General features: G+C 67.3%; 21 protein-coding genes. 13 read left to right on the top strand and 8 right to left on the bottom strand.

Annotated elements, in window-relative coordinates:
* Positions 1-95 precede the first annotated feature (95 nt).
* The 4 genes from D1610_RS07620 to D1610_RS07635 are packed head-to-tail and all read left to right on the top strand — an operon-like array spanning position 96 to position 3,357.
* The gene (locus D1610_RS07620; protein WP_118863513.1) at positions 96-1,631 is read left to right on the top strand and encodes a fumarate hydratase; all 1,536 of its coding nucleotides are present in this window, start codon (positions 96-98) and stop codon (positions 1,629-1,631) included.
* Between the two features lie 56 nt (positions 1,632-1,687).
* Complete coding sequence (locus tag D1610_RS07625; protein ID WP_182466736.1) at positions 1,688-1,942, top strand: type II toxin-antitoxin system HicA family toxin; 255 nt, start codon at positions 1,688-1,690, stop codon at positions 1,940-1,942.
* Positions 1,939-2,166, top strand: a complete 228-nt coding sequence (locus D1610_RS07630) for a type II toxin-antitoxin system HicB family antitoxin (protein ID WP_118863515.1) — start codon at positions 1,939-1,941, stop codon at positions 2,164-2,166. Before D1610_RS07625 ends, D1610_RS07630 begins: the two co-directional genes overlap by 4 nt.
* Before the next feature lie 24 nt (positions 2,167-2,190).
* Positions 2,191-3,357, top strand: a complete 1,167-nt coding sequence (locus D1610_RS07635; protein ID WP_118863516.1) for an MBL fold metallo-hydrolase — start codon at positions 2,191-2,193, stop codon at positions 3,355-3,357.
* A 4-nt stretch (positions 3,358-3,361) separates the two neighbouring features.
* Here the strand turns inward: D1610_RS07635 and D1610_RS07640 are convergent, their stop codons facing one another.
* On the bottom strand, positions 3,362-3,931 hold the full coding sequence (locus D1610_RS07640) for a DUF3617 domain-containing protein (RefSeq protein ID WP_118863517.1): 570 nt from the start codon (positions 3,929-3,931) through the stop codon (positions 3,362-3,364).
* Between the two features lie 60 nt (positions 3,932-3,991).
* On the opposite strand from D1610_RS07640, the gene uvrB reads away from it, so the two are divergent.
* The 5 genes from uvrB (at position 3,992) to D1610_RS17035 (ending at position 7,861) form a co-directional block, all read left to right on the top strand.
* Complete coding sequence (uvrB, locus tag D1610_RS07645; protein ID WP_118863518.1) at positions 3,992-6,184, top strand: excinuclease ABC subunit UvrB; 2,193 nt, start codon at positions 3,992-3,994, stop codon at positions 6,182-6,184.
* Between the two features lie 51 nt (positions 6,185-6,235).
* Complete coding sequence (locus D1610_RS07650; RefSeq protein WP_118863763.1) at positions 6,236-6,556, top strand: HigA family addiction module antitoxin; 321 nt, start codon at positions 6,236-6,238, stop codon at positions 6,554-6,556.
* 71 nt (positions 6,557-6,627) lie between these two features.
* Positions 6,628-7,155, top strand: a complete 528-nt coding sequence (locus tag D1610_RS07655) for a hypothetical protein (protein ID WP_118863519.1) — start codon at positions 6,628-6,630, stop codon at positions 7,153-7,155.
* 44 nt (positions 7,156-7,199) lie between these two features.
* Positions 7,200-7,715 (top strand): hypothetical protein, encoded by a 516-nt coding sequence (locus D1610_RS07660; RefSeq protein ID WP_118863520.1) that lies wholly within the window; start codon positions 7,200-7,202, stop codon positions 7,713-7,715.
* Positions 7,712-7,861, top strand: a complete 150-nt coding sequence (locus tag D1610_RS17035) for a hypothetical protein (protein ID WP_182466737.1) — start codon at positions 7,712-7,714, stop codon at positions 7,859-7,861. The genes D1610_RS07660 and D1610_RS17035 overlap by 4 nt, the downstream gene beginning before the upstream one ends.
* A 453-nt stretch (positions 7,862-8,314) precedes the next feature.
* On the opposite strand, the gene D1610_RS07665 is transcribed toward D1610_RS17035, so the two are convergent.
* The 7 genes from D1610_RS07665 to mdh all read right to left on the bottom strand — a co-directional run bounded on the left by D1610_RS07665 (position 8,315) and on the right by mdh (position 18,105).
* A complete protein-coding gene (locus D1610_RS07665; protein ID WP_118863521.1) occupies positions 8,315-8,971 on the bottom strand; it encodes a trimeric intracellular cation channel family protein in 657 nt (218 codons plus the stop codon).
* Between the two features lie 47 nt (positions 8,972-9,018).
* Positions 9,019-10,158 (bottom strand): zinc-binding dehydrogenase, encoded by a 1,140-nt coding sequence (locus D1610_RS07670; protein ID WP_118863522.1) that lies wholly within the window; start codon positions 10,156-10,158, stop codon positions 9,019-9,021.
* A gap of 189 nt (positions 10,159-10,347) precedes the next feature.
* A complete protein-coding gene (lpdA, locus tag D1610_RS07675; RefSeq protein WP_118863523.1) occupies positions 10,348-11,742 on the bottom strand; it encodes a dihydrolipoyl dehydrogenase in 1,395 nt (464 codons plus the stop codon).
* 118 nt (positions 11,743-11,860) lie between these two features.
* Positions 11,861-13,132, bottom strand: coding sequence for a 2-oxoglutarate dehydrogenase complex dihydrolipoyllysine-residue succinyltransferase (gene odhB, locus D1610_RS07680; RefSeq protein ID WP_118863524.1), 1,272 nt, complete (start codon positions 13,130-13,132; stop codon positions 11,861-11,863).
* A gap of 8 nt (positions 13,133-13,140) precedes the next feature.
* Entirely contained in the window at positions 13,141-16,068 is a 2,928-nt protein-coding gene (locus D1610_RS07685; RefSeq protein ID WP_118863525.1) for a 2-oxoglutarate dehydrogenase E1 component, read from the bottom strand.
* A gap of 105 nt (positions 16,069-16,173) precedes the next feature.
* Positions 16,174-17,058: a succinate--CoA ligase subunit alpha gene (gene sucD, locus D1610_RS07690; protein WP_118863526.1), complete on the bottom strand. Its 885-nt coding sequence runs from the start codon at positions 17,056-17,058 to the stop codon at positions 16,174-16,176.
* Positions 17,059-17,142: 84 nt separating this feature from the next.
* A complete protein-coding gene (gene mdh / locus D1610_RS07695; protein WP_118863527.1) occupies positions 17,143-18,105 on the bottom strand; it encodes a malate dehydrogenase in 963 nt (320 codons plus the stop codon).
* Between the two features lie 232 nt (positions 18,106-18,337).
* On the opposite strand from mdh, the gene ku reads away from it, so the two are divergent.
* The 4 genes from ku to D1610_RS07715 all read left to right on the top strand — a co-directional run bounded on the left by ku (position 18,338) and on the right by D1610_RS07715 (position 25,290).
* Positions 18,338-19,204 (top strand): non-homologous end joining protein Ku, encoded by an 867-nt coding sequence (gene ku / locus D1610_RS07700; protein ID WP_118863528.1) that lies wholly within the window; start codon positions 18,338-18,340, stop codon positions 19,202-19,204.
* Complete coding sequence (ligD, locus tag D1610_RS07705; RefSeq protein WP_118863529.1) at positions 19,197-21,707, top strand: DNA ligase D; 2,511 nt, start codon at positions 19,197-19,199, stop codon at positions 21,705-21,707. The genes ku and ligD overlap by 8 nt, the downstream gene beginning before the upstream one ends.
* A 203-nt stretch (positions 21,708-21,910) precedes the next feature.
* Positions 21,911-24,400 (top strand): circularly permuted type 2 ATP-grasp protein, encoded by a 2,490-nt coding sequence (locus tag D1610_RS07710; RefSeq protein WP_118863530.1) that lies wholly within the window; start codon positions 21,911-21,913, stop codon positions 24,398-24,400.
* On the top strand, positions 24,397-25,290 hold the full coding sequence (locus D1610_RS07715) for a transglutaminase family protein (protein WP_118863531.1): 894 nt from the start codon (positions 24,397-24,399) through the stop codon (positions 25,288-25,290). The genes D1610_RS07710 and D1610_RS07715 overlap by 4 nt, the downstream gene beginning before the upstream one ends.
* Positions 25,291-25,296 lie beyond the last annotated feature (6 nt).

Below are 25,296 nucleotides of genomic sequence, written 5' to 3' on the forward strand. Positions count from 1 at the left end.
GAACTAAATGTCGATCCACTCTAGGCCTTATGCACAACGCACAATTCGACAGGGAACATTGTCGAGACAATCGGATCGCACTACCGCGCTTGCCTATGACCACGACCATCCGCTCCGCCGATCTGATCGAGAGCGTCGCCGACGCGCTGCAGTTCATCAGCTACTACCATCCGATGGACTATATCCGCGCGCTGGGCGCGGCCTATGAGGCCGAGCGGTCGCCCGCCGCCAAGGACGCGATCGCGCAGATCCTGACCAACAGCCGGATGTGCGCCGAGGGGCATCGGCCGATCTGCCAGGACACCGGCATCGTCAACGTGTTCGTCAAATGGGGCATGGATTGCCGGCTCGACGACACCAGCCGATCGTTGCAGGAGGTGATCGATGAGGGTGTGCGTCGCGCCTATCTGAATCCTGAGAACAAGCTGCGCGCTTCGGTGCTGGCCGACCCAGCCTTCACCCGGCGTAACACCAAAGACAACACGCCGTGCGTGCTGCATGTCGAGATGGTGCCCGGGGCGACGGTGTCGGTCGATGTCGCGGCCAAGGGCGGCGGGTCCGAGAACAAGTCCAAGTTCAAGATGATGAACCCCAGCGATTCGATCGTCGACTGGGTGCTGGAGATGCTGCCGCAAATGGGCGCGGGCTGGTGCCCGCCGGGGATGCTGGGGATCGGCATCGGCGGCACGGCGGAGCATTGCGTGCTGCTCGCCAAGCAGGCGCTGATGGAGCCGATTGATATGGGGCCGCTGAAGGCGCGCGGACCTGCGAACGATATCGAGGCGCTCAGGATCGAGATTTTTGACAAGGTCAATGCGCTGGGCATCGGTGCGCAGGGGCTGGGCGGGCTTTCGACCATCCTCGACGTCAAGATCATGGATGCGCCCTGCCATGCGGCGGGCAAGCCGGTGGCGATGATCCCCAATTGCGCCGCGACGCGCCACGCGCATTTCACGCTCGACGGCAGCGGCCCGGCCTATCTGGATGCGCCCAGGCTGGAGGAATGGCCCGACGTGAACTGGACGCCGGACCAGGCGGCGATCCGTGTCGATCTCGACACGCTGACACCCGAGGTGGTGCAAAGCTGGAAGCAGGGCGACCGGCTGCTGCTGAACGGCAAGATGCTCACCGGCCGCGACGCCGCGCACAAGCGCATCGCCGACATGCTGGCAAGGGGCGAGACGCTGCCGGTGAGCTTCAGCGGCCGGGTGATCTATTATGTCGGCCCGGTCGATCCGGTCGGCGAGGAGGTGGTCGGCCCGGCCGGCCCGACCACCGCCACGCGCATGGACAAGTTCACCCGCATGATGCTCGACCAGGGCCTGCTCGCGATGGTCGGCAAGGCCGAGCGCGGGCCGGCAGCGGTGGAGGCGATCCGCGATCACCGGTCGGCCTATCTGATGGCCGTCGGCGGCGCCGCCTATCTCGTCGCGCGCGCGATCAAGGGATCGAAGGTGGTCGGCTTCGAGGACCTGGGCATGGAGGCGATCTACGAATTCGAAGTCAGCGACTTCCCCGTGACGGTGGCGGTCGACAGCGAAGGCGCAAATGTCCACCAGCTCGCGCCGCTGGTGTGGCGCGAGCGGATCGCGCGCGAGGGGCTTCTGATGGCGGAAGGCCAAGCAGCCTGACGATGGCGACAATATGTCGGCCACATCGTCATTGCGGGCGATGAGGGAGAATGTTGATGACCCAACTCGCCAACCTATATAAGAAATTGACCGATAACCGGCAGCTTACCTTTGCGGAGTTCGAGCGCCTCTTGCGCGCGTTCGGCTTCGAGTTGGATCGGATCCGCGGTAGCCACCACATCTACCTAAAGCGGGGCTTACCAGAGCGTATCAATGCGCAACCCGACGGAAAGATGGCGAAGACCTATCAACTCAGGCGATTTGCCGATATGATCGAAGCCTACGGCCTGATGCTGGAAGACGATCGATGACGCCGCATTATCACATCAACCTGTTCTGGTCCGATGAAGACGCGTGTTGGATCGCCGATGTACCCGATCTGCGATATTGCAGCGCTCATGGAGCAACGCCTGAAGAGGCCGTAACGGAAGTCAGGATTGCAGTCGAATTGATGCTCGAAAGCCTGACCGAGCACGGCGATCCGACACCCGAACCGCGCTATCGTCCGGCGATATACGCCTTGCGCGCCGCCTGAGCTTCGCCGCGCGCACCGTTCCTGATGCGCCGCGCCTTTCGTATTCCGCTCGCCGTCCTGCTCTGGCTGCTGGTCGTCGCCGGCCTCGCCGCTGTCGTCGTGCCGCATTTCCTGGACCGCATCTATTATCGCGGGCCGGAGAGCGGGCATTTCGACGGCGCGCGCTTCTTCAATCCCGATGGCGAGGATACCGCCCGGCTGCCCGGCGGCGGAAGCCGCTTCGGGTTCTTCCGCAATTATGTGACGGGCGAGGACGGACGGCCCGAATGGCCCGAGCGCGTGGCCACGCCGCGTGCGAAGCCGCCCGCGCGGGTGGATGGCGAGGCGATGCTGGTCACCTGGATCGGCCATGCGACGGTGTTGATCCAGACGCAGGGGCTGAACATCCTGACCGATCCGATCTGGGCGGAAACGGCGGGGCCGTTCGGCTTCGGCCCGGCGCGGGTGACGCGGCCGGGCGTCGCGCTAGCCGACCTGCCCAGGATCGACCTGATCGTCGTCAGCCACAATCATTACGACCATATGGACCTGCCGACATTGAAGACGCTGTGGGCGCGCGACCGGCCGGCGATCGTCACCAGCCTGGGCAATGACGCGATCCTGCGATCGGCCGGCGTCGAGGCGACCGCGCTCGACTGGGGCGCGAGCGTGCCGGTGCGGCCGGGCATCGCGGTGCATGTCACGCGCAACCATCACTGGGGCAGCCGCTGGTTCGCCGACCGCAACCGTGCGCTGTGGTCAAGCTTCGTCGTCCGGCTGCCCGGCGGCAACATCTTCTTCGCCGGCGACACCGGCTATGGCGACGGGCGCTGGCCGGCGGAAGCCACGGCGCTGGGGCTGGTCCGCCTCGCCATCATTCCGATCGGCGCGTTCCGCTTCGTCCCCGGCCAGATGGGCACGGGCAGCCATATCGGCCCGATCGAGGCGGTGAAGGTGCATGAAGGGCTGGGATCGCCGGTGTCGCTGCCGATCCACTGGGGTACCTTCCGCCTCTCCTTCGAGGCGTTCGACACGCCGCCGCGCATGCTCTCCGCGCTGATGCGCTGCACCGGCAACGATTCCGCCCGCTTCGCGCCGCGCGTGATCGGCCGTCCTTTCGATGTGCCGCCGGTCGGGCAGGCGCCGGCGCGCCGCGCTGCCTCCACGCCGGAGCAATGCGCCGAGCGGCCGGAGGTTCAGGCGCTGGAGTAGCTTGTCATCCCGCCGCGCGCGGCGCGGTGCATTCGCCCGTGCGCCTGCCCTCCGTCCGCGCCTTCATCGTCATGCCCTGACTGCCCGGGACCGATCCGGGTGGCATGATCATCGTCATGTCGAGCGCGAAGCCGGTCGGCGTGTAATCGCCCGCCATCGTCATGCGTACCTCGCCGGGTTGGCCGGGGTTCTTGCACACCATGATCGAATCCATCTTGCCGCCCGCCATTGCGAACTTCTCGTAGCGACATTCCCCTCCGCGGTTGCCGGCGAGCATGTCCGCGGCAGGTTTTTCGGCCTCCTCCGGCGTCAGGCAATCGGACATGGTGTTGACCTTCGCGGTCACCGACTTGCCGAGCATGTCGGCCAGTTCCTTGGGAGCGCCGGGCATCTCGACCGAAAGGATGCGCGTCTGCGATTCCCACTGGCCGGGCTGGAGCTTGTTGGCGGCGCGCGCCTTTTCGCTGGCCTCGGCGATGGAGACGTTCTCCAGCGCGACATCGTCGCTCGCCGCAGGCTTGCACGCGGCGAGCACGGCGAATGCCGCAAGCGTGGCGATGGTGCGCGTGGTCATCCGACATCTCCCCGACAAGGCGCTTTGCCTTCCGCGCGAGCATTCCCATATTGTTCCGCTATGGCAATCCAGATTCGCACCAGCCTGGCCGAACCCGAGACGGGGCAATCCTTCATCCCTCACCGCCCCACGCGGCCGCCCAAGGCGGAAGGCGGGAAGCTGTTCAAGCTGGTCAGCGATTACGAGCCGGCGGGCGACCAGCCCGCGGCGATCGCCGAGCTGGTGGCCGGCGCGCAGGCCGGCGAGCGCGACCAGGTGCTGCTGGGCGTCACCGGATCGGGCAAGACCTTCACGATGGCCAAGGTGGTCGAGACGCTGCAGCGGCCCGCGCTGGTGCTCGCACCCAACAAGATCCTCGCCGCGCAGCTCTACGGCGAGTTCAAGAGCTTCTTTCCCGAGAACGCGGTCGAATATTTCGTCAGCTATTACGACTATTACCAGCCCGAGGCCTATGTGCCGCGATCGGATACGTACATCGAGAAGGAAAGCTCGGTGAACGAGGCGATCGACCGGATGCGCCATTCGGCGACGCGGAGCCTGCTGGAGCGCGACGATGTGCTGATCGTCGCATCCGTCAGCTGCCTATACGGCATTGGATCGGTCGAGACCTATTCGGCGATGATCTTCGATCTGAAGAAGGGCCAGGTGGTCGACCAGCGCGAAATCGTGAGGAAGCTGGTCGCGCTGCAGTACAAGCGCAACGACGCCGCCTTCCAGCGCGGCAATTTCCGCGTGAAGGGCGACAATCTCGAGATCTTCCCGTCGCATTATGAGGACAGCGCCTGGCGGATCAGCTTCTTCGGCGACGAGATCGAGGAGATCGTCGAGTTCGACCCGCTGACGGGGAAGAAGGCGGCGAGCCTCAACCATGTGCGCGTCTATGCCAACAGCCATTATGTGACGCCCGGCCCGACGCTGAAGCAGGCCGGCGAGGCGATCCGTTTCGAGCTCGCCGAGCGGCTGAAGGAGTTGATCGCGGAAGGGAAACTGCTGGAGGCGCAGCGGCTGGAGCAGCGGACCAATTTCGATCTGGAGATGATCGCCGCCACCGGCTCATGCGCGGGGATCGAGAATTACAGCCGCTTCCTGACCGGCCGCCTGCCCGGCGAGCCGCCGCCGACCCTGTTCGAGTACCTCCCCGACAACGCGCTGCTGTTCGTCGACGAGAGCCACCAGACGATCGGCCAGATCAACGGCATGTCGCGTGGCGACCACCGACGCAAGCTGACGCTGGCCGAATATGGCTTCCGCCTGCCGTCGGCGATCGACAACCGCCCGCTTCGCTTCAACGAATGGGAGGCGATGCGTCCGCCCACCACCTATGTCTCGGCGACGCCGGGCGATTGGGAGATGGAGCAGACCGGCGGCGTGTTCGCGGAACAGGTGATCCGCCCGACCGGACTGATCGACCCGCCGGTCGAGATCAAGCCCGTCGAGGAGCAGGTGCAGGACTGCATCGAGGAATGCCGCAAGACCGCCGCCGCCGGCTATCGCACGCTCGTCACCACCCTCACCAAGCGCATGGCCGAGGACCTGACCGAGTTCATGCACGAGGCGGGGCTCAAGGTCCGCTACATGCACTCGGACGTCGAGACGCTGGAGCGCATCGAGCTGATCCGCGACCTCAGGCTGGGCGTGTACGACGTGCTGGTCGGCATCAATTTGCTGCGCGAAGGCCTCGACATCCCCGAATGCGGGCTGGTGTGCATCCTCGATGCCGACAAGGAGGGCTTCCTGCGCAGCGAAACCTCGCTGATCCAGACCATCGGCCGGGCCGCGCGCAACGTGGACGGACGGGTGATCCTCTATGCCGACCGGATGACCGGCAGCATGGAGCGCGCGATCAACGAGACCGAGCGCCGCCGCGAGAAGCAGCGCCAGTTCAACGAAGCAAACGGTATCACCCCGCAGACGATCCGCCGCAACATCGGCGACATCATCGCCCATGTCGCCTCGCAGGACGGCGTCACCGTGCCGATCGACGACGAGCGGCCGCACATGGTGGGCCATAATCTGCGCGCGTATATCGAGGAGCTCGAGAAGAAGATGCGCGCTGCCGCCGCCGACCTGGAGTTCGAGGAGGCCGGCCGCCTGCGCGACGAAATTCGTTCGCTGGAACAGGAGGAGCTTGGCCTGCCCGCGAAGGAGCACAAGGCGCCGATCATGGGCCGCAGCAACGAAGGCAAGCCGGGGACGCGGAAGACACGATATGGCAAGAGCCAGAAGATGCGGATGGGGGGCGGGCGGCGGTAATCAACGACCAGTGGCGGATTACCTTCCGCTGGCGTGACGGAGGCGCGGACGATGTCCGGATCGAGGACTACCGTCGCGGATGAGGACCGGCTGGACAACGTCCATCCGGACGACATCCTGCGCGAGGATTTCCTGATCGGCAGCGATCTACCGCTCGCTGAGATCGCGCTAGGCACCGGCATCGATTCTTCCGTATTGCGGGAAGTGGTGGCAAGCCGTCGCGACATCGACGCTTCGATCGACGCCAGGCTGACCCGATACTTCGGCATGTCCGACGGTTTTTTCCTTCGTCTTCAGAACAGCTACGATCTGGAGGAAGTCGTCCGGCGCGAGGGCGAGACGCTCGATCGCATCGTCCCGCGCGCCGCCTGATCCGCCCAGGCGCCGCACAGTCGCGCCGGGATTGGGTTGAGTGGCGGCGTTCCCCCGCGCATAGTCCGCCCATGCGTATCCTTGTCCTCGCCCCGCTCATCGCCCTCGCCGCTTGCGTTCGGCCCTCCGCGCCGCCGCCCGCGCCCGCGCCGGTGCGGCCGGCTCCCGCGCCGACCCCCGCCCCGCCGCCGACGCCCGCGCCGCTGTCTTCGGATTGGCGCGACTGGCCGATCACGCCGGGGACGTGGAGCTATCGCGCCGATCCGCGCGGCAGCGTCGCGCTGTTCGGCGAGCCGGGAAGCGAGGCGCGGCTGACCTTGCGCTGCGACCGGCAGGCCGGGCGCGTCTATCTGAGCCGCGCGGGCGACGGCCCGGCGAGCAGCATGACGGTGCGCACCACCAGCACGACCCGGGCGCTTCCGGTGCGCCCTGTCCAGGGCGCGACGCCCTATATCGCCGCCGAGCTCGGCCCCCGCGACCCGCTGCTCGACGCGATGGCGTTCAGCCGCGGGCGGTTCATCGTCGAGACCGCCGGCCTGCCCTATCTCGCGGTGCCCGCCTGGGCCGAGGTCGCGCGCGTCACCGAGGATTGCCGCTGAGGCAACGCTCCCGGCGCGCCGCGCGTTGAAGCGCGATGCGAAGGATGATCGTCATCGCGGCGTTGGCAGCGCTCGCCGCCTGCGCCCAGGAGCACCGGGCCGATACTGGGAACGCAACCGAAGCCGTAATCGCCGCCGAGGCGGACACCGTCACGGCCGACAATCTCGCCGCGATGCCCACCCCTCTCGCCGCCGGCAGCTGGACCTATGCCGAAAGCGCCCGCGCCGCCTGGTTCGGCGAACCCGATGCAGAGGCGCGATTCTCGATCGCATGCGATCAACGCGCCGGGCGGTTGATCTTCACGCGAGGCGCCGAGGCGCGGCCGGGCGATGCGATGACGATCGTGACCCCCTCGGCTACGCGCGAGCTCCCTATTGCACCGGCAACGGACGCAGCGACGATGCCGGAAGCAAGCGCCAGCATCTCCGCTGCCGATCCGTGGCTTGATCAGCTCGCCCGGGCGGACGATGCCATCACCGTGCGCGTCGGGACGGGCGAGCCGCTGGCGCTTCCCGCCGATCCGGCGATCGGCCGCGCAATCGCGGCGTGCAAGCCATGATCCGCAAGCTAAGATCGGGCGGATACCGCATCTATTCGCGAAAGAAGGATCGGGACACCGGCAAGCGCCGCAACCTGGGCACCTTCGAGACCAAGGAAGCGGCGCAGAGGCACGAACGCGAAATCCAGTATTTCAAGAGGCACTGAACATGGCCGAGGAGAAATGGTCGCAGGACGTGACCGACATTCGGATGCGCTCGACCTTGAAGGCGTGTTCGCCCGGGGCCGATCCAAGCAGGTCGCCCGCGCTCAGGGCGAGTTGCCGGCCGCGAGCGAAAGAGATTCGCGCAAACTTCGATCAATTTCAAGACTTGTATCGCGGACTCGGATGACTCACATTCGATGTGCGGCCAAACATGGTCGCGTCGTTTTCAACAAGCGAAAGGAGGTGATCCGATGTCTCATGGTTCAGCAGTGAGGTCGGTTCAGTTCGTTCGGGAGACTGGCCGCTGACATCCCGGATGGCCGCGTGCGGGGGGTATCCTCCCCCAGTCAACGTTCGCGGTCGGGATCAAGCGGCACCATGGTCTCCCGGGCTGGAGCTCTCCGGCCGCTGACCATGTCGGGAGGTTGCCGGGGCCCAAGGGCCTCGGCAACCTTTCACATTTCCGGAGGGGTGTTCCCCTCGTTATCGCGCCCGCGATAGGCGGGCAGCGCGAGCCGCCAGTGGATCGCGGCGGCGCGCAGGGCGAAGCCTGATATGGCCGCGATGGCCGCCGCAACAGGGCGATCGACGCCCAGCCCCGCGAGCAACACGAACGATCCCGCCGCGAGCGCCGCGGCGGTGACATAGAGCTCGGGCCGCATGAGGATCGAGGGCTCGCCAGCCAGCACGTCGCGGATGATGCCGCCGACGCAGGCGGTGACCACGCCCATCAGCGCGGCGGGCACGGGCGGCACGCCGAAATGCAGCGCCTTCGCCGCGCCGAACACCGCGTAGCCGGCAAGCCCCACCGCATCGAACCAGTCGAGCGCCTGACCCTTCCACCATCCCTGCGGCGTGATCCATACGGCGAGCGCTGTCGCAAGACACACTGCAGCGACGCGCCCGTCCTGCACCCAGAACACCGGCGCGTCGATCAGCAGATCGCGCACTGTGCCGCCGCCGACGCCGGTCACCAGCGCGAAAAAGGCGAGCGTGACGAAAGTCTGCCCGCGCGCTGCCGCAGCGAGCGCGCCCGTCGCGGCGAACAAGGCGATGCCGAGCAGGTCGAGCCACGGAAGAATGGGTCCGATCTGCCAGCTGGTCTGAATCATATGGGCCGCATAGCGCGCGCGGCATGCTCAGGCCACAAACGTCGTCCTTAGCCCTGTGGCAGGATCAGATATTTCTCGCCGGTCGATTTGCGGTTGTAGGCGGCGATGTTGGCGGGATCGACCGCCTCGGCCAGCGTGATGCGCCTGGTATATTTGCTGGCGAAGGTCGTGCCGAGATCGCGGGCGACGCGCGCGCGCATCTTCGCCACTTCCTCAGCCCCGACACGCTGGAGGTAAGGGGTCAGCAGCCAGCCGCCGAGGCCCCATTTCATGCCGAAACCGCGGGTCAGCTCGGTCGGTGCGGGCGAAAGTCCGCCATAGATATAGATCTGTTTCATCTGGGTGGAGCCGTACGGGCCGTTGGCGGGCAACGTGCGCAGCGCCGCCTGCTCCATCGCGGTCAGGATCTGGCCGGCGAGCCTGCCGCCGCCGATCGCGTCGAAGGCGAGGAACGCCTTGGTCTCGGCGGTCGCATCGATCAGCGCGGGCATGAAGCCGTCTGTAGAAGAGTTGACGACATGCGTCGCGCCCAGGCGCTTGAGCAGCGCGACCTGTTCCTCGCTGCGGACGATATTGACCAGCGGAATGCCCTCTGCAGCGCACAGCTTGACCAGCATCTGACCGAGATTGGAGGCGGCGGCGGTGTGGACCAGCCCCTCGAACCCCTCCAGCCGCATCGTGCCGATCATGCCGAGCGTCGTCAGCGGGTTGACGAAGCTCGATGCGCCCGCCTCGGCGCCGGTCCCATCGGGCAGGACCAGACAATCGCGCGCCTTCGCCACCTTGTACTGCGCGTAGGACGCGCCGCCGGCGAGCGCGACCGTCTTGCCGAGCAGTGCCTGCGCCGCGTCCGACCCCCCTGCCGCGATCACCGTCCCCGCGCCCTCGTTGCCGATGGGGATCGGCATGCCCTTGCGCGGCGCGGTGAAGCGAGCGGCCGCCTCCGGAATCGCGGCGCGAGCCAGCGGCTGGCCGTCCGCCTCGCCCGCGGTGAAGCTGTCGCTGTCGGCGGCGCTCAACATGACGGCGAGGTCCGAGGGGTTGATCGGCGCGGCCTCCATGCGGATCAGCACCTCGTCTTCGCCGGGCGCAGGAACCGGCACCTGCTTGAGCGCGAGTTCGAGATGGCCGTCGTCGGTGACCGTCGAGAAGAGCTGGAGGCCGGTTTCGGGGATTGTGTTCGCCATGTCGTCCTCCGGTAGCGAATTTCGATTTACCGAAAGACAATGGCGAGAGCCGCCAACACACGCAATACCGAATATTCGAAAAAGACGGGCTGCGCCGCGGCAAAGCCGCGTCGTCGGACGGCGCTCGCAGCGCCGCCGGCCGGTCTAGCCTAGTTCGCTTGCGATTAGCTGCGCTAATCGCATCGCCGGCTAGACGTGGATGGGCTTGCCCGTCACCGCCATCGCCGCTTCCTTGATCGCCTCGCTGTGCGTCGGATGCGCATGGCAGGTATAGGCAATATCTTCGGACGTGGCGCCGAACTCCATCGCCTGCGCGGCCTGAGCGATCATCGTGCCGGCGACGCTGGCGATCGCCCACACACCCAGCACGCGGTCCGACTTTGCGTCGGCGATCACTTTCACGAAGCCATCCGGCTCATGGTTGGTCTTGGCGCGCGAGTTGGCGAGCATGGGGAACTTGCCGACCTTGACCTCACCCTTTTCCTTCGCCGCTTCCTCGGTCAGGCCGACGCCGGCGATCTCAGGCCAGGTGTAGACGACCGACGGGATGACGTCGTGGTTCACGATGCCGGTCTGCCCGGCGATGTTCTCGGCCACAGCGATGCCCTCGTCCTCTGCCTTATGGGCGAGCATCGGGCCGGGGACGACGTCGCCGATCGCCCAGATGCCGGGGGCGGAGGTGCGGAAATCATGATCGATCTCAATCTGGCCGCGCTGGTTTGTCTTGAGGCCCGTGGCTTCGAGGTTGAGGCCGTCGGTATTGGGCTTGCGGCCGATCGAGACCAGCACCGCGTCCGCCTCGATGGTCGATGCCTCGCCGCCTTTGGCCGGTTCCAGCGTGAGCGTCGCCTTGCCGCCCTTCACCGCGACGCCGGTGACCTTGGTCGAAAGCTTGAACTCGATCCCCTGCTTCTTGAAGATCTTGTTCGCTTCCTTGCGCACTTCGCCGTCGAAGCCGGGCAGGATTTGGTCGAGGAACTCGACGCAGGTCACCTTGGCGCCCAGCCGGCGCCAGACCGAACCGAGCTCCAGCCCGATCACGCCGCCGCCGATCACGACCATGTGCTCGGGCACCTTGGCCAGCTCCAGCGCGCCGGTGGAATCGACGACCACCTTCTGATCGATCTCGACGCCGGGCAGCGGGGTGACCGAGGAGCCGGTGGCGATGACGATGTTCTTGGCGCGCACCTCGCGGTCGCCGACCTTGACCGAGTCCTTGCCGGTGAAGGCGGCATAGCCCTTCAGCCATTCGATCTTGTTCTTCTTGAACAGGAACTCGATGCCCCCTGTCAGCTGCTTGACCGCGTCCTTGCGCTGGCCGTGCATCGCGTCCAGGTCCAGCTCGGGGGTGACCTTCACCCCCATCTTCGCCATCGCGCCGTTCGCCGCCGCGTCGAAATATTCGGACGCGTGGAGCATCGCCTTCGACGGAATGCAGCCGACATTGAGGCAGGTGCCGCCCAGCGTCTCGCGCCCTTCGGCGCAGGCGACGCTGAGGCCCAGCTGCGCCGCGCGGATCGCCGCGACATAGCCGCCCGGGCCGGCACCGATCACGAGGACGTCGAAGTCGTACTGCTCTGCCATACCTAACTCCGTTTGCCCTGAGCTTGTCGAAGGGCCGTACTTCCTTGCACCGTTCGAGAAGAAGAACAGGGCTTCGACAAGCTCAGCCCGAACGGAATATGGTGTGTCGTTCGCGCGCTTACAGATCGATCAGGATGCGCGTCGGGTCCTCGATCGCGTTCTTGAGCGCAACGAGGAACGTCACCGCCTCGCGCCCGTCGACCAGGCGGTGGTCGTAGCTGAGCGCCAGATACATCATCGGGCGGATGACGATCTGGCCGTCCACCACCACCGCGCGGTCCTCGATGCGGTGAAGGCCGAGCACGCCAGACTGCGGCGGATTGATGATCGGGGTGGACATCAGGCTGCCGAACACGCCGCCGTTGGAAATGGTGAAGGTGCCCCCCTTCATCTCCTCCATCTTGAGCGTGCCGTCCTTGGCCCGCTTGCCGAAATCGCCGATGGTCTTCTCGACCTCGGCGACCGACATCTGATCGGCGTCACGGATCACCGGCACGACGAGGCCGCCCGGCGCGGAGACCGCGACCGAGATATCGGCATAGTCGTGATAGACGATCTCTTCGCCCTCGATCGAGGCGTTGACGCTGGGCACGTCCTTCAGCGCCATGCACGCGGCCTTCACGAAGAAGCCCATGAAACCGAGGCGGACGCCGTGCTTCTTTTCGAACAAATCCTTGTATTTGGCGCGCGCCTCCACGACCGCGGTCATGTCGCAATCGTTGAAGGTGGTGAGGATCGCGGCGGTGTTCTGCGCTTCCTTCAGCCGCTTGGCGATGGTCTGGCGCAGGCGCGTCATGCGGACGCGCTCCTCCTTGCGTCCCGACGGCGCGGAGGCCGCAACCGGCGCAGCCTCGACCGGTGCGGAGGTCGAAGGCGCGGGCTTGGCCGCCGCAGCGACGACATCGTCCTTGGTGATGCGCCCGTCCTTGCCGGTGCCCTTGATCGTCGCCGGATCGACCCCGTGCTCCAGGATCGCGCGGCGGACCGAGGGCGACAGCGCCGCGGGCGTATCGCCCGCCGGGGCGTCCTGCTCGCGCTCGCGAATCTGCTCGGCCGGACCCTTGCCCTCACCGGTCCTGGCTTCGTCCGAGTTATCGGCATTGCCCTTGGTCTCGCCCGCCGGCGCTTCCTTCTTCGCCGGAGCGGCCCCATCGCCGGCTTCGATCGTCGCGATCATCGCGCCGACCGCGACGGTGTCGCCGGGCTTGACCGCGTGCTCGCCCATCACGCCGGCGACGGGCGCGGGCACCTCGACCGAGACCTTGTCGGTCTCCAGGCTGGCGATGGGCTCATCCGCAGCGACGGCGTCGCCCGGCTGCTTGAGCCATTCGCCCAAAGTGGCTTCGGTGATCGATTCGCCCAGCGTGGGCACGGTGACTTCGGTGGCCATGGGGAGGGTCAACCTTTGCGCAATTTGCGGATTTCTTCACGGACATTGTGGCCGAGCGCCTCTGCGACAAGCGCGCCCTGCTCGATCTGGTGGCGCTTCATCAGCCCGGTCGCGGGCGATGCCGCCGCCGCGCGGCCGGCATAGCGCGCGCGGGCGACCTTGCGGCCGGCGGCCGCCAGGCATTCCTCGATGAACGGCTCGACGAAGAACCACGAACCGTTGTTCTTCGGCTCCTCCTGCGCCCAGACGACGTCCTCTAGATTGGTCATGCGCTTGAGGCGCACCGCCAACGGCTCCGCCGGGAAGGGATAGAGCTGCTCGATGCGGACGATCGCGGTGTTCTTGTCGCCCGCCGCGTCGCGCGCCTCGATCAGATCATAGGCGACCTTGCCCGAACACAGCACCAGCCGCTTCACATCCTTGTCCGCCGGCGCCGACGGATCAGAGACGATGCGCATGAAGTGGCTGTCGCCCTGGAAATCTTCCGCCTTCGACACCGCGAGCTTGTGCCGCAGCAGCGATTTGGGCGTCATCACCACCAGGGGTTTGCGGAAGTTGCGATGCATCTGGCGGCGCAGCAGGTGGTAGTAATTGGCCGGCGTGGTGCAGTTCGCCACCTGCATGTTGTCCTGGGCGCACAGCTGCAGGAACCGCTCCAGCCGCGCCGAAGAATGCTCCGGCCCCTGCCCTTCATAGCCGTGCGGCAGCAGCAGCACGAGGCCGTTGGCGCGCAGCCACTTGGCCTCTCCGCTGGCGATGAACTGGTCGATCATGATCTGTGCGCCGTTGGCGAAATCGCCGAACTGCGCCTCCCACATCACCAGCGTCTTGGGATCGGCCATGGCGTAGCCATATTCGAAGCCGAGCACGCCATATTCGGAAAGCGGGCTGTCGAGCACCTCGCAGCGGCCATGGGGCACTTCCCCGAGCGGCAGATATTTGCGCTCGTCGGTCTGGTCGATCCAGATGGCGTGGCGCTGGCTGAACGTGCCACGCCCCGAATCCTGGCCCGACAGGCGCACGCCGTACCCTTCGGAGAGCAACGATCCGAACGCCAGCGCCTCGCCGGTCGCCCAGTCAAAGCCCTCGCCGCTCGCGAACATCTGCCGTTTGGCCTCGAGGATGCGGCCCAGCGTCTTGTGGATCGCCAGCCCCTCGGGCACCTCGGTCAACGTACGGCCCAGGCTGTCGAACAGCTTCTTGTCGATGCCGGTATCGACGCTGCGCCGCGCGGTCTCGGGATCGGCGGGCATGTGGAGGCCCGACCAGCGCCCGGCGAACCAGTCCGCCTTGTTGGGCTTGTACCCCTTGGCGCCTTCGAATTCGCCGTCGAGATGCGCGGTGAATTCCCGGGCGTGGCCGTCCACCCATCCAGCGTCGATCACCTTTTCGGCGACCAGGCGATCGCCATAGATGCGGCTGACCGGCGGGTGCTTCCTGATCTCCGCATACATCAGCGGCTGGGTGAAGCTCGGCTCGTCGCCCTCATTGTGGCCGAAGCGCCTGTAGCACCACATGTCGATCACCACGTCCTTGTCGAACCGCTGGCGGAATTCGATCGCCATCTTGCAGGCGAAGGTCACCGCCTCGGGGTCGTCGCCGTTGACGTGGAACACCGGCGCCTGGACGCCCTTCGCCACATCCGACGGATAAGGCGAGGACCGCGCGAATTGGGGCGAGGTGGTGAAGCCGATCTGGTTGTTGATGATGAAATGGACGCAGCCGCCGGTGTTGTACCCACGGATGCCGGAGAAGCCGAGGCATTCCCACACGATCCCCTGCCCCGCGAAGGCGGCGTCGCCGTGGATCAGGACGGGCAGCACCTCGTCATGGTTCTTGAGATCGTCACGGATCGTCTGGATCGCGCGCGTCTTGCCCAGCACGACGGGGTTGACCGCTTCCAGATGCGAGGGGTTGGGCACCAGCGACATATGGACGGTGATTCCGTCGAACTCGCGATCGGTGCTGGTCCCGAGATGGTACTTCACGTCGCCTGAACCGCCGATATCGTCGGGATTGGCGGAGCCGCCGGCGAATTCGTGGAAGATCGTGCGGAAGGGCTTGGCCATCACATTGGCCAGCACGTTCAGCCGGCCGCGATGGGCCATGCCGAAGACGATCTCACGCACGCCGTACTGGCCGCCATATTTGATGACGCTTTCGAGCGCGGGGATCATCGCCTCGCCGCCGTCGAGCCCGAAGCGCTTGGTCCCGACATATTTCTTGCCGAGGAAGCCTTCCCACTGCTCGGCCTCGATCACCTTGGCGAGGATCGCCTTCTTGCCCTCTGGCGTGAACTCGATGGCCTTGTCGCGGCCCTCCATCCGCTCCTGGAGGAAGCGGCGTTCCTCGACATCGGCGATGTGCATGTAGTCGAGGCCGACCTTGCCGCAGTAATTGGCGCGCAGGATCGCGACGACCTCGGTGACGCTCGCCCAGTCGAGCCCGAGCGTGCCGCCGAGATAGACCGGCTTGTCGAGATCGGCGCCGGCGAAGCCGTGATATTCGGGGGTTAGGTCAGCGGGCAACTCATGCTGGCTGAGCCCCAGCGGATCGAGATCGGCGGCGAGATGTCCGCGCACCCGGTAGGTGCGGATCAGCATCTGCATGCGGATCGCATCCGCCGCCGCCTTGGTGACGTCGATCGCGGGCGCAGCCGGCGCAGAAGCAGGCGCGGCGCCCTTCTTCGCGGGCGCGGGCGCGGGTTCCATCTGGGTGGGGTCGAGCGCGGCGGTCAGCGCGTCGGTGTCGCGCACCAGCCAGCGCGGATTGGCCCAGCTCGGGCCGCTCGCATGCCCCTCCAGCCCCTCGAACATCGCGCGCCAGGCGGGCTCGACCGAGTCCGGGCTTTCGCGAAAACGGGCATAGAGCGTGTCGATGAAGGCGGGGCTCACCTGTCCCGCGATCTCGCTGAAATCCTGGCCTTCTAACGTCATGGCCTCATCTCCGTCGCCCCTGCGAAGGCAAGGGCCGCTGGGTGGGTGGCACATCCACGCTCACCCTTGCCGCCTGAGGCTCCCGCCTTCGCGGGAGCGACGGCGTTATCCCGCCAACACCGCCTTCAGCGTCGTGCCGAGTTCGCTTGGGCTATCCGCCACGCGGATGCCCGCTTCCTCCATCGCCGCGATCTTGTCTTCGGCGCCGCCCTTGCCGCCCGAGACGATCGCTCCGGCATGGCCCATGCGGCGGCCCGGCGGCGCGGTGCGGCCGGCGATGAAGCCGACCATCGGCTTCTTGCGCCCACGCTTCGCCTCGTCCTTCAGAAACTGCGCCGCCTCCTCCTCGGCCGATCCGCCGATCTCGCCGATCATGATGATCGACTTGGTCTCGTCGTCGGCCAGGAACAGCTCGAGCACGTCGATGAAGTTGGTGCCGTTGACCGGATCGCCGCCGATGCCGACCGCGGTGGTCTGGCCCAGCCCCTCGTTGGTCGTCTGGAACACCGCCTCATAGGTGAGCGTGCCCGAGCGCGAGACGACGCCGACCGAACCCTTGGAGAAGATCGAGCCAGGCATGATGCCGATCTTGCACTCGCCCGGAGTCAGCACGCCAGGGCAGTTGGGGCCGATCAGCCGCGACTTCGAACCCGACAGCGCGCGCTTGACCTTGACCATGTCGAGCACCGGAATGCCCTCGGTGATCGTCACGATCAGCGGCACTTCGGCGTCGATCGCCTCCAGGATGGAGTCGGCGGCGAAAGGCGGCGGAACGTAGATCACGGACGCCGTCGCGCCGGTCCTGGCGACGGCTTCGGCGACGGTGTCGAACACCGGCAGGTCGAGATGCGTCGTCCGGCCCTTCCCCGGCGTGACACCGCCGACCATCTGCGTGCCGTAGGCGAGCGCCTGTTGCGTATGGAAGGTGCCGGTCTCGCCGGTCATCCCCTGGGTGATGACCTTGGTGTTCCGGTCGACGAGAATGCTCATTCGCGTATTTTCCTTACCGTCATGCCAGCGAAGGCCGGCATCTCCTGCCGCATGAGATCCCGGCGATCGCCGGGGTGACGGCGATTAATTGAGCGAGCTGTCGATGCCCTTGCAGGCGACCAGCAGCTCCTTGACCGCATCGACCGAGGTCTGGAAGTTGGCCTTGGCCTCGTCCTTCAGATCGATCTCGACCACGCGCTCGACGCCGCCGGCGCCGATCACCACGGGGACGCCGACATAGAGATCGTCGACACCGTACTGGCCGGTCAGATGCGCCGCGCAGGGGAGCAGGCGCTTCTTGTCCTTCAAATAGCTCTCGGCCATCGCGATGCCGCTGGTGGCGGGCGCGTAGAAGGCGCTGCCGGTCTTCAGGAGGCCGACGATCTCGCCGCCGCCCGAGCGGGTGCGCTGGACAATCTTCTCGATCCTCTCGCTTGTGGACCATCCCATCTTGATGAGATCGGGTAACGGGATACCGGCGACGGTCGAATATTCGACCACCGGCACCATCGTGTCGCCGTGCCCGCCCAGCACGAAGGCGGTGACGTCCTCGACCGAGACCTTGAACTCGTCGGCGAGGAAGTGGCGGAAGCGCGCCGAATCGAGCACGCCCGCCATGCCGACCACCATGTTGTGCGGCAGCCCGGAATATTCGCGCAGCGCCCACACCATCGCGTCCAAGGGATTGGTGATGCAGATGACGAAGGCGTTCGGCGCATGCGCCTTGATGCCCTCGCCCACCGCCTTCATCACCTTCAGGTTGATGCCGAGCAGATCGTCGCGGCTCATCCCCGGCTTGCGCGGCACGCCGGCGGTGACGATGCACACGTCCGCGCCTGCGATATCCTCATAGGAGTTCGCGCCCTTGAGGTCCGCGTCGAAGCCCTCGACCGGGCCGGACTGGGCGATGTCGAGCGCCTTGCCCTGCGGCGTGCCCTCGGCGATGTCGAACAGGACGATGTCGCCCAGCTCCTTCATCGCGGCGAGATGGGCGAGCGTGCCGCCGATCATGCCGGCGCCGATCAGCGCGATCTTCTTGCGGGCCATAAGCTCTCCCATTCTCCAATCAGTCACAGGTCGGGCGCGGCCGCGCGTCATCGGGCCGCGGAGTCGGGGCAAGGCCCTAGGCGCTAATCGCCGCAGGGGCAACCGCCCAAATCGCCGGAATCCGGACTTTCTTTGCAGTTGCGAAGCAGTTGCAATAGAGCCAATTCGGCGCACGACGGAACGAGTCCGCCGCCCGCGCTTTTGAATCGCCTACGCAACGAAGGAACCGGCGATGGCGGCGGCGCGCGCGACTTGGCAGGGACAGATCAGGCTGGCGCTGGTGTCGATCCCGGTCGAGATCTATCCGGCAACCAAATCGGGCGCGAGCGTGCAGTTCCGCCAGATCCACGAGCCGACCGGCAAGCCGATCCGCTACGAGAAGGTCGCCCCCGGCGTGGGCGCGGTCGACGCCGACGAGATCAAGAAGGGCTATGAGTTCGAGAAGGGCGAATATGTCCTGCTCGAGCCCGAGGAGATCGAGGCGGTCAAGCTTGAATCCAAGAAGACATTGGAGCTGACCCAGTTCGTCGACGCGGACGAGATCGACGTGCTCTATTTCGAAAAGCCCTATTTCGTCGTCCCTGCCGACGACCTGGCCGAGGAGGCGTTCGTCGTGCTGCGCGAGGCGCTCAGGCGGTCGAAGAAGGTCGGCATCGGCCAGCTCGCCATGCGGGGCCGCGAATATGTCGTCTCGATCAAGCCGTGCGGGCGCGGCATGGTGTTGGAGACGCTGCGCTACGCCGACGAGGTGCGCCGCGCGCAGGGCTATTTCCGCGACATCGGCAGCACCAAGCCCGACGCCGAGCTGCTCGAGCTCGCCACCGCGCTGATCGACAAGAAGACCAAGCCGTTCGACGCCGACGCCTTCAAGGACCGCTATGTCGACGCGCTGAAAGCGCTGGTCGCCAAAAAGCGCAAGGCCAAGGGCAAGAAGATCGTCTCGACCGACGAGGACGAGGCGCGCCCGTCGGGCAGCAACGTCGTCGATCTGATGGCGGCGCTCAAGAAGTCGGTCGAAAGCGGCGCGCGGGCCCCGGCGAAGAAGGCCGCGCCCAAGAAAGCGCCAGCCAAGCGCGCGCCGGCCAAGAAACGTGCCTAAAAGCGCCACCGATCCGTTGGCGACGTACAACGCCAAGCGGGACTTCGCGAAGACCGCCGAGCCCGCCGGCAAGGTCGCCAAGGGCAAAGATAACCGCTTCATCGTCCAGAAGCACGATGCGACCCGGCTGCACTGGGATTTCCGGCTGGAGCTGGACGGGGTGCTCAAGAGCTGGGCGGTGACGCGCGGCCCGAGCCTGGATCCCGCCGACAAAAGGCTGGCGGTCAGGACAGAGGACCATCCGATGTCCTATGCCGATTTTGAAGGAACGATCCCCAAGGGCGAATATGGCGGCGGCTCCGTAATGCTGTGGGACGTCGGCACCTGGGCGCCGGTCGCCGGCAAGTCCGCCAAGGACCTGGCCAAGGGGCACCTCCACTTCATCCTCGACGGCGAGCGGATGAAGGGCGAGTGGCTGCTGGTGCGGATCAAGGGACGGCCGGGCGAGAAGCGCGAGAACTGGCTCTTGAGGAAGATCGAGGACGAAGAGGCCGGCGGCAGCGACACGCTGGTCCAGACCGGCCTCACCAGCGTCAAGACCGGCCGCACGATGCGCGAGATCGCGGACGGCAAAATCCTCCCCGGCACGGGGAGGGGGACCGCGACGCGCAGCGGCGTGGTGGAGGGGGCTCGCCGCAAGAGCGGTTCGCGCGGAAGGCCCCCTCCACCGTCCTCCGGACGGTCCCCCTCCCCGTCCCGGGGAGGATTTCCCAAATTCGTCGCGCCCCAGCTCGCCACCCTCGTGGACTCGGTGCCGACCGGATCGGCCTGGCTGCACGAGGTCAAATATGACGGCTACCGCGCGATCGTTGCGGTGGGCGGCGGCAAGGCCAAGATCTTCACGCGCACCGGGCTCGACTGGACCGACAAGTTTCCCGGCGTCGCCGAGGCGGCCGCCGCGCTCGACGTCGGATCGGCGCTGATCGACGGCGAGATCACCGCATTGAAGGATGGCCGGCCCGATTTCTCGACATTGCAGCAGGCGATCTCGGAAGGCGGCGAGATGGTGATGTTCGCCTTCGACCTTTTGAGCCTCGACGGGACCGACCTGCGCAAGCTGCCCAACATCCAGCGCAAGGAGCGGCTGCGGCCGCTGATCCCGGCGTCGGGCACGATCCAGTTCGCCGAGCATATCGTCGGCGCGGGCGAGAAGCTGTTCGATGCGATGTGCGATGAAGGCTATGAGGGCATCGTCTGCAAGCGCGCCGACGCGCCCTATCGTTCGGTCCGCACCAAATCGTGGCTCAAGGTCAAATGCACGCGGCGGCAGGAGTTCGTCATCATCGGCTGGAACGAAAGCTCGGCCAAGGGGCGCGGCTTCTCCTCGCTGCTGCTCGCGCTCAACGAGGAGGGCGGGCTGCGCTATGCGGGCAAGGTCGGCACCGGTTTCAACACGGACACCATCGCCGATCTGCGCGACCGCTTCGACAAGCTGGCGCGCAAGTCCGCGCCGGTCGAGGTGCCGCGCGCGATCGCGCGCAAGGCGCATTGGGTCAGCCCCAAGCTGGTCGCCGAGGTGGCCTTCGGCGAGTTCACCGCCGACGGCGTCATCCGCCATGCGAGCTTCATCGGCCTGCGCGGCGACAAGCCCGCCGCCGAGGTGAGGGCGGAGGCGCCCGCGGCGACGCCCGAGCTGGCAACGCTGCCGGTCAAGATCACCAATCCCGACCGGGTGATCTTCCCGGGCGAAAAGCTCACCAAGGGCGATCTCGCCGCCTACGCGGCCGCCGTCGCGCCGCTGATGCTGCCCTGGGTCGGCAGTCGTCCGATCAGCCTGGTGCGCTGCCCGCAGGGGCGGGCCAAGCATTGCTTTTTCCAGAAGCATGATTCGGGCAGCTTCGGCGAGGCGGTCAAGCATGTGCCGATCAGGGAGAAGAAGGGCGGGACCGAGGACTATCTGTACGTCGATGACGCCACCGGCATCCTCCAGTGCGTGCAGATGGGGACGATCGAGTTCCATGGCTGGGCGTCGTCGGTCGCGACGCTCGACCGCCCCGACCGGATGGTGTTCGACCTCGATCCCGACGAGGGGCTGGACTTCGACAAGGTGGTGAAGGCGGCGGAGAAGCTGAAGACGGTGCTGGGCGATCTCGGCCTCACCAGCTTTCCGATGCTGTCGGGCGGCAAGGGGGTGCACGTCGTCGTTCCGCTCGCGCCCGAGGCTGACTGGGAGCGCTTCACCGGCTTCGCCGAACGCTTTTCGCGGGCGATGGCAGCGGACGACCCGGACCGCTTCACCGCGACCATGTCCAAGGCCAAGCGCAAGGGGCGCATCTTCCTCGATTGGCTGAGGAACCAGCGCGGATCGACCGCGATCATGCCCTATTCGGCCCGCGCGCGCGCCGGCGCGCCGGTCGCCGCGCCGATCACCTGGGCCGAGCTGAAGGATGTGGAGGGCGCGAACATCTATTCGATCCGCGACACGGACACGCTTCTGGAACGCGCGCGCGGGCGAGGCTTGCGCGGCTGGGGGGTGAGCGACCAGATTTTGCCGGATCTCTGACGCCCGTCGCCCCCGCGAAGGCGGGGGCCGCGCAGTCTGTGGCACATCCGGCCTCGCCCATGCCGCCTGAGGCCCCTGCCTTCGCAGGGGCGACGGGATTCGCATTCCCCATTGCACCGCAGCGGCTTTGCGTGTTGAGTCGAGGAGCGCGACCAATTCGGGGAGAGGCGCCATCATCCGCGCGCGCAATCCGGGATCCACCCATGGCTGACGCCCCCGAACCCAGCCTGTTCGACGCCGGCACCCACGCCAGGCGCTGGATCGACGGCTATGTCGGGCGAGCGCCCGGCAGCGACGTGCTCAGCGAGGCGATGCGGCGCGATCTCGCGCCCTGGGTCGCGATGTTCGAGGAGCTTGCCGGGCTGGTGGGCGACGACCTGTCCGCCGCGCGCGAGCGGGTTCTGCGTCAGACCGAGGATATCGGCACCGGCTATCGCATCCTGGGCGAAGAGGAGGAGCGTCCCTGGCCGCTATCCCCCGTCCCGCTGCTGATCGAGCGCGACGAATGGAACGGCATCGCCCAGGGAATCGCCCAGCGCGCCGGGCTGATGGAGACGCTGCTCCGGGATATTTACGGCGAGGCGAAGCTGGTCTCCGCGGGCGTCATACCCGCCGCGCTGATCGCCGGAAGCCCGCATTTCCTGCGCCAGCTGGTCGGCATCGCGCCGCCCGGCGGGCACCACCTCCATGTCTTCGCCGCCGATCTCGGCCGCGGGCCGACCGGCGAGTGGCGCGTGCTCGCCGATCATCTGCGCGCGCCGATCGGCGCCGGCTATGCGCTGGAGAACCGCCTCGCCGTGTCGCGCGTGCTCGGCGGATTGCAGGGCCGGCTCAACCTGCGCCGCCACGCGCCCTTTTTCGAGGCGCTGCGCGCGGGCATCGGCGCGGCGTGCCGGCGAAGCGATCCGCGCATCGCGCTGCTGACCCCCGGCCGCTTCAACCAGAGCTATGCCGAGCAGGCGCATCTCGCCCGCTATCTCGGGCTGCTGCTGGTCGAGGGCGCCGATCTGGCGGTGCATGACGAGCAGCTCTATGTCCGCACCATCGCCGGGCTGAAACGGATCGACGCGGTGTGGCGGCAGATCGATCCGCGCTGGCTCGATCCGCTCGCCTTCGACAGCCATTCGCAGATCGGCGTCGCCGGGCTGTTCGACGCCTATGCCGCGGGCAACACAGTGATCGCCAACGCGCCCGGCGCGGGCGCGCTCGAAAGCCCGGCGATCGCCGCCTTCCTGCCCAAGCTGGCGCGGCGGCTGACCGGCGCCGATCTGGCCATTCCCAACATCGCCACCTGGTGGTGCGGCCAGCCGCGCGAGGCGGCGCAGGTGATCGAGAATTTCGATTCGATGCTGATCGGCCCGGCCTTCGCCGCGAGCCCGCTCGGCCTGCCCGAAGGACGCGCGCGGCTGGGCGCGGAAATCACCGGCGGGCCGCGCGAGGCGCTGCTTACCGACATGTCGCGGCGTCCGCAGGACTATGTCGGGCAGGAGGTGGTGCGGCTTTCGACCATGCCCGTCGTCATCGACGGCGCGCTGGCGCCGCGGCCGTTTTCGCTGCGCGTGTTCGCCGCGCGCGATGCGCATGGCGAATGGACCGTGCTGCCCGGCGGCTTCGCCCGCATCGGCGACACCGCCGACCCGCGCGCGGCGGTGATGGGGGACGGCGCCTGGTCGGCCGATGTCGGCGTGCACGGCCCTGACCGCGTGCCCGCGATCTCGCTGCTGCCCGACAGCGACACCGTGCGCATCCGCCGCAACCCGGGCACGCTGCCCAGCCGCGTCGCCGACAATCTCTATTGGCTGGGGCGTTATCTGGAACGCGCCGAAGCGTTGCTCGCGGCGATCCGCGTCGTCGTCGGCGCCTCGGTCGACGCCGACGCCAGCGCGGCGCTGGGGCCGCAGACATTGGCGCGCCTCGCCGGCCTGCTGACCCCGCCCGGCGAACTGTTGCCCAAGGCGCCGCTCAGGCGCGGCGAGTTGACGTCCCTCGCCCGCGCCGCGTTCGAGGGGGGCGAGCATGGCGGCGGGCTGAAAGCGCTGATGGCCTCCGCCCGCGCGATCGGCGGCGGATCGCGCGAACGCCTGTCCGCCGACACCATCCGCCTGCTCGACGCGCCCTTCCCGATGCGCGGCACGCTCGCCGACCGCAGCGGAACGCTGCAGCGCAGGCTGATGGCGCTCGCCGGCATCTTCGCCGCGCATATGGGGCGAACCGATGCGTGGCGGTTCCACGATCTCGGCCGGCATATCGAGCGTCCGCTGGCGGCGGCCCGCCACCTCCAGATATTCGGGCGCGTCGATGCGAGCGCCGACGACCTGACCGTGCTGCTCGACCTGGCCGACGCGCAGATCACCTACCGCCAGCGCTATCCGATGGGCCTGGCGCGGCTGCCGGTGGTCGACCTGGTCGCGCTCGATCCCAATAATCCGCGCGCCATCGCCAGCTGCGTCGAACGGGTGGAGCGGCACCTGTGCGACCTGCCGGTGCTGGGCGACGACGGCATGGCCGAACCGCAACAGGCCGCGGCGGTCGCGCTCGCCGGGCAGGTGCGCGCGATGGAGGCGGGCGGGGTCGAGAGCCGCCAGCTGCGCGACATCGAGCGCCGGCTGATGGCGATCTCCGACCTGGTCGCCGGGCGCTATTTCCTGCAAGGGGCCGAGCCGCTGCGCGCGGCGGGGCTGACGCTGGCGTGATCTACGACATCCGCCACACCACCCGCTTCGACTATGCCGGACCGGTGCGCTTCGCCCGGTGCAACCTGCGGCTGGAGCCGATCGCCTGGGCCGGGCAGGTGCTCGAATGCCACAGCCTGGAGGTGCGTCCCGGCGGCCGCACCGCGACCGCGCGCAATTCGGGGCGGCTGGCGCATGTGACGCGCGTCGTGATCGGCGAATCGGTGCGCTCGCTCGAGATCGAGAGCATCGCCGAGGTGCGCGTCGACCGCGCGGTGCCGCTGATCCTGCCCGACGATCCCACGATCGGCGAGGTGGCGGCCGAAGCGCGCGCCAGCCGCGATCCCTGCCCCACCGGCCCCGCCGAGTTCCTCTATCCTTCGCCGCTGATCCCGCTCGATGCCGGTATCGGCGCCTGGTGCGCGGAGGAACTGGCGCCAGACCGGCCGGTGGTGGAGGCCTGCCTCGCGCTCGCCCGCCGCATCCAGGGCGATTTCACCTATCAGTCGGGTTCGACCACGGTTTCGACGACGCCCGCCGAGGCGTTCGCGCTCAGACGCGGCGTGTGCCAGGATTTCGCGCAGATCATGATTTCCGGCCTGCGCGCCGCCGGCCTGAGCGCCGCCTATGTCTCCGGCTATATCCGCACCTATCCGCCGCCCGGCCAGGCGCGGCTGGTCGGCGCCGATGCGACGCATGCCTGGGCGCTCGTGTGGTGCGGCGAGCGGCGGGGCTGGATCGGCTTCGATCCGACCAACGGCATCTTCATGGCGGGCGATCACATCGTCATGGCGATCGGCAAGGATTACGGTGATGTCGCCCCGATCGACGGCATCTTCCTGGGCGCCAACGCCCAGTCGATCACGGTGTCGGTCGACGTCGCGCCGCGGGAAGCCGCCGGTGGCACTTGATCGCCG

The organism is Sphingomonas gilva (assembly GCF_003515075.1).
GTDB classification, from domain to species: Bacteria; Pseudomonadota; Alphaproteobacteria; order Sphingomonadales; family Sphingomonadaceae; genus Sphingomonas; species Sphingomonas gilva.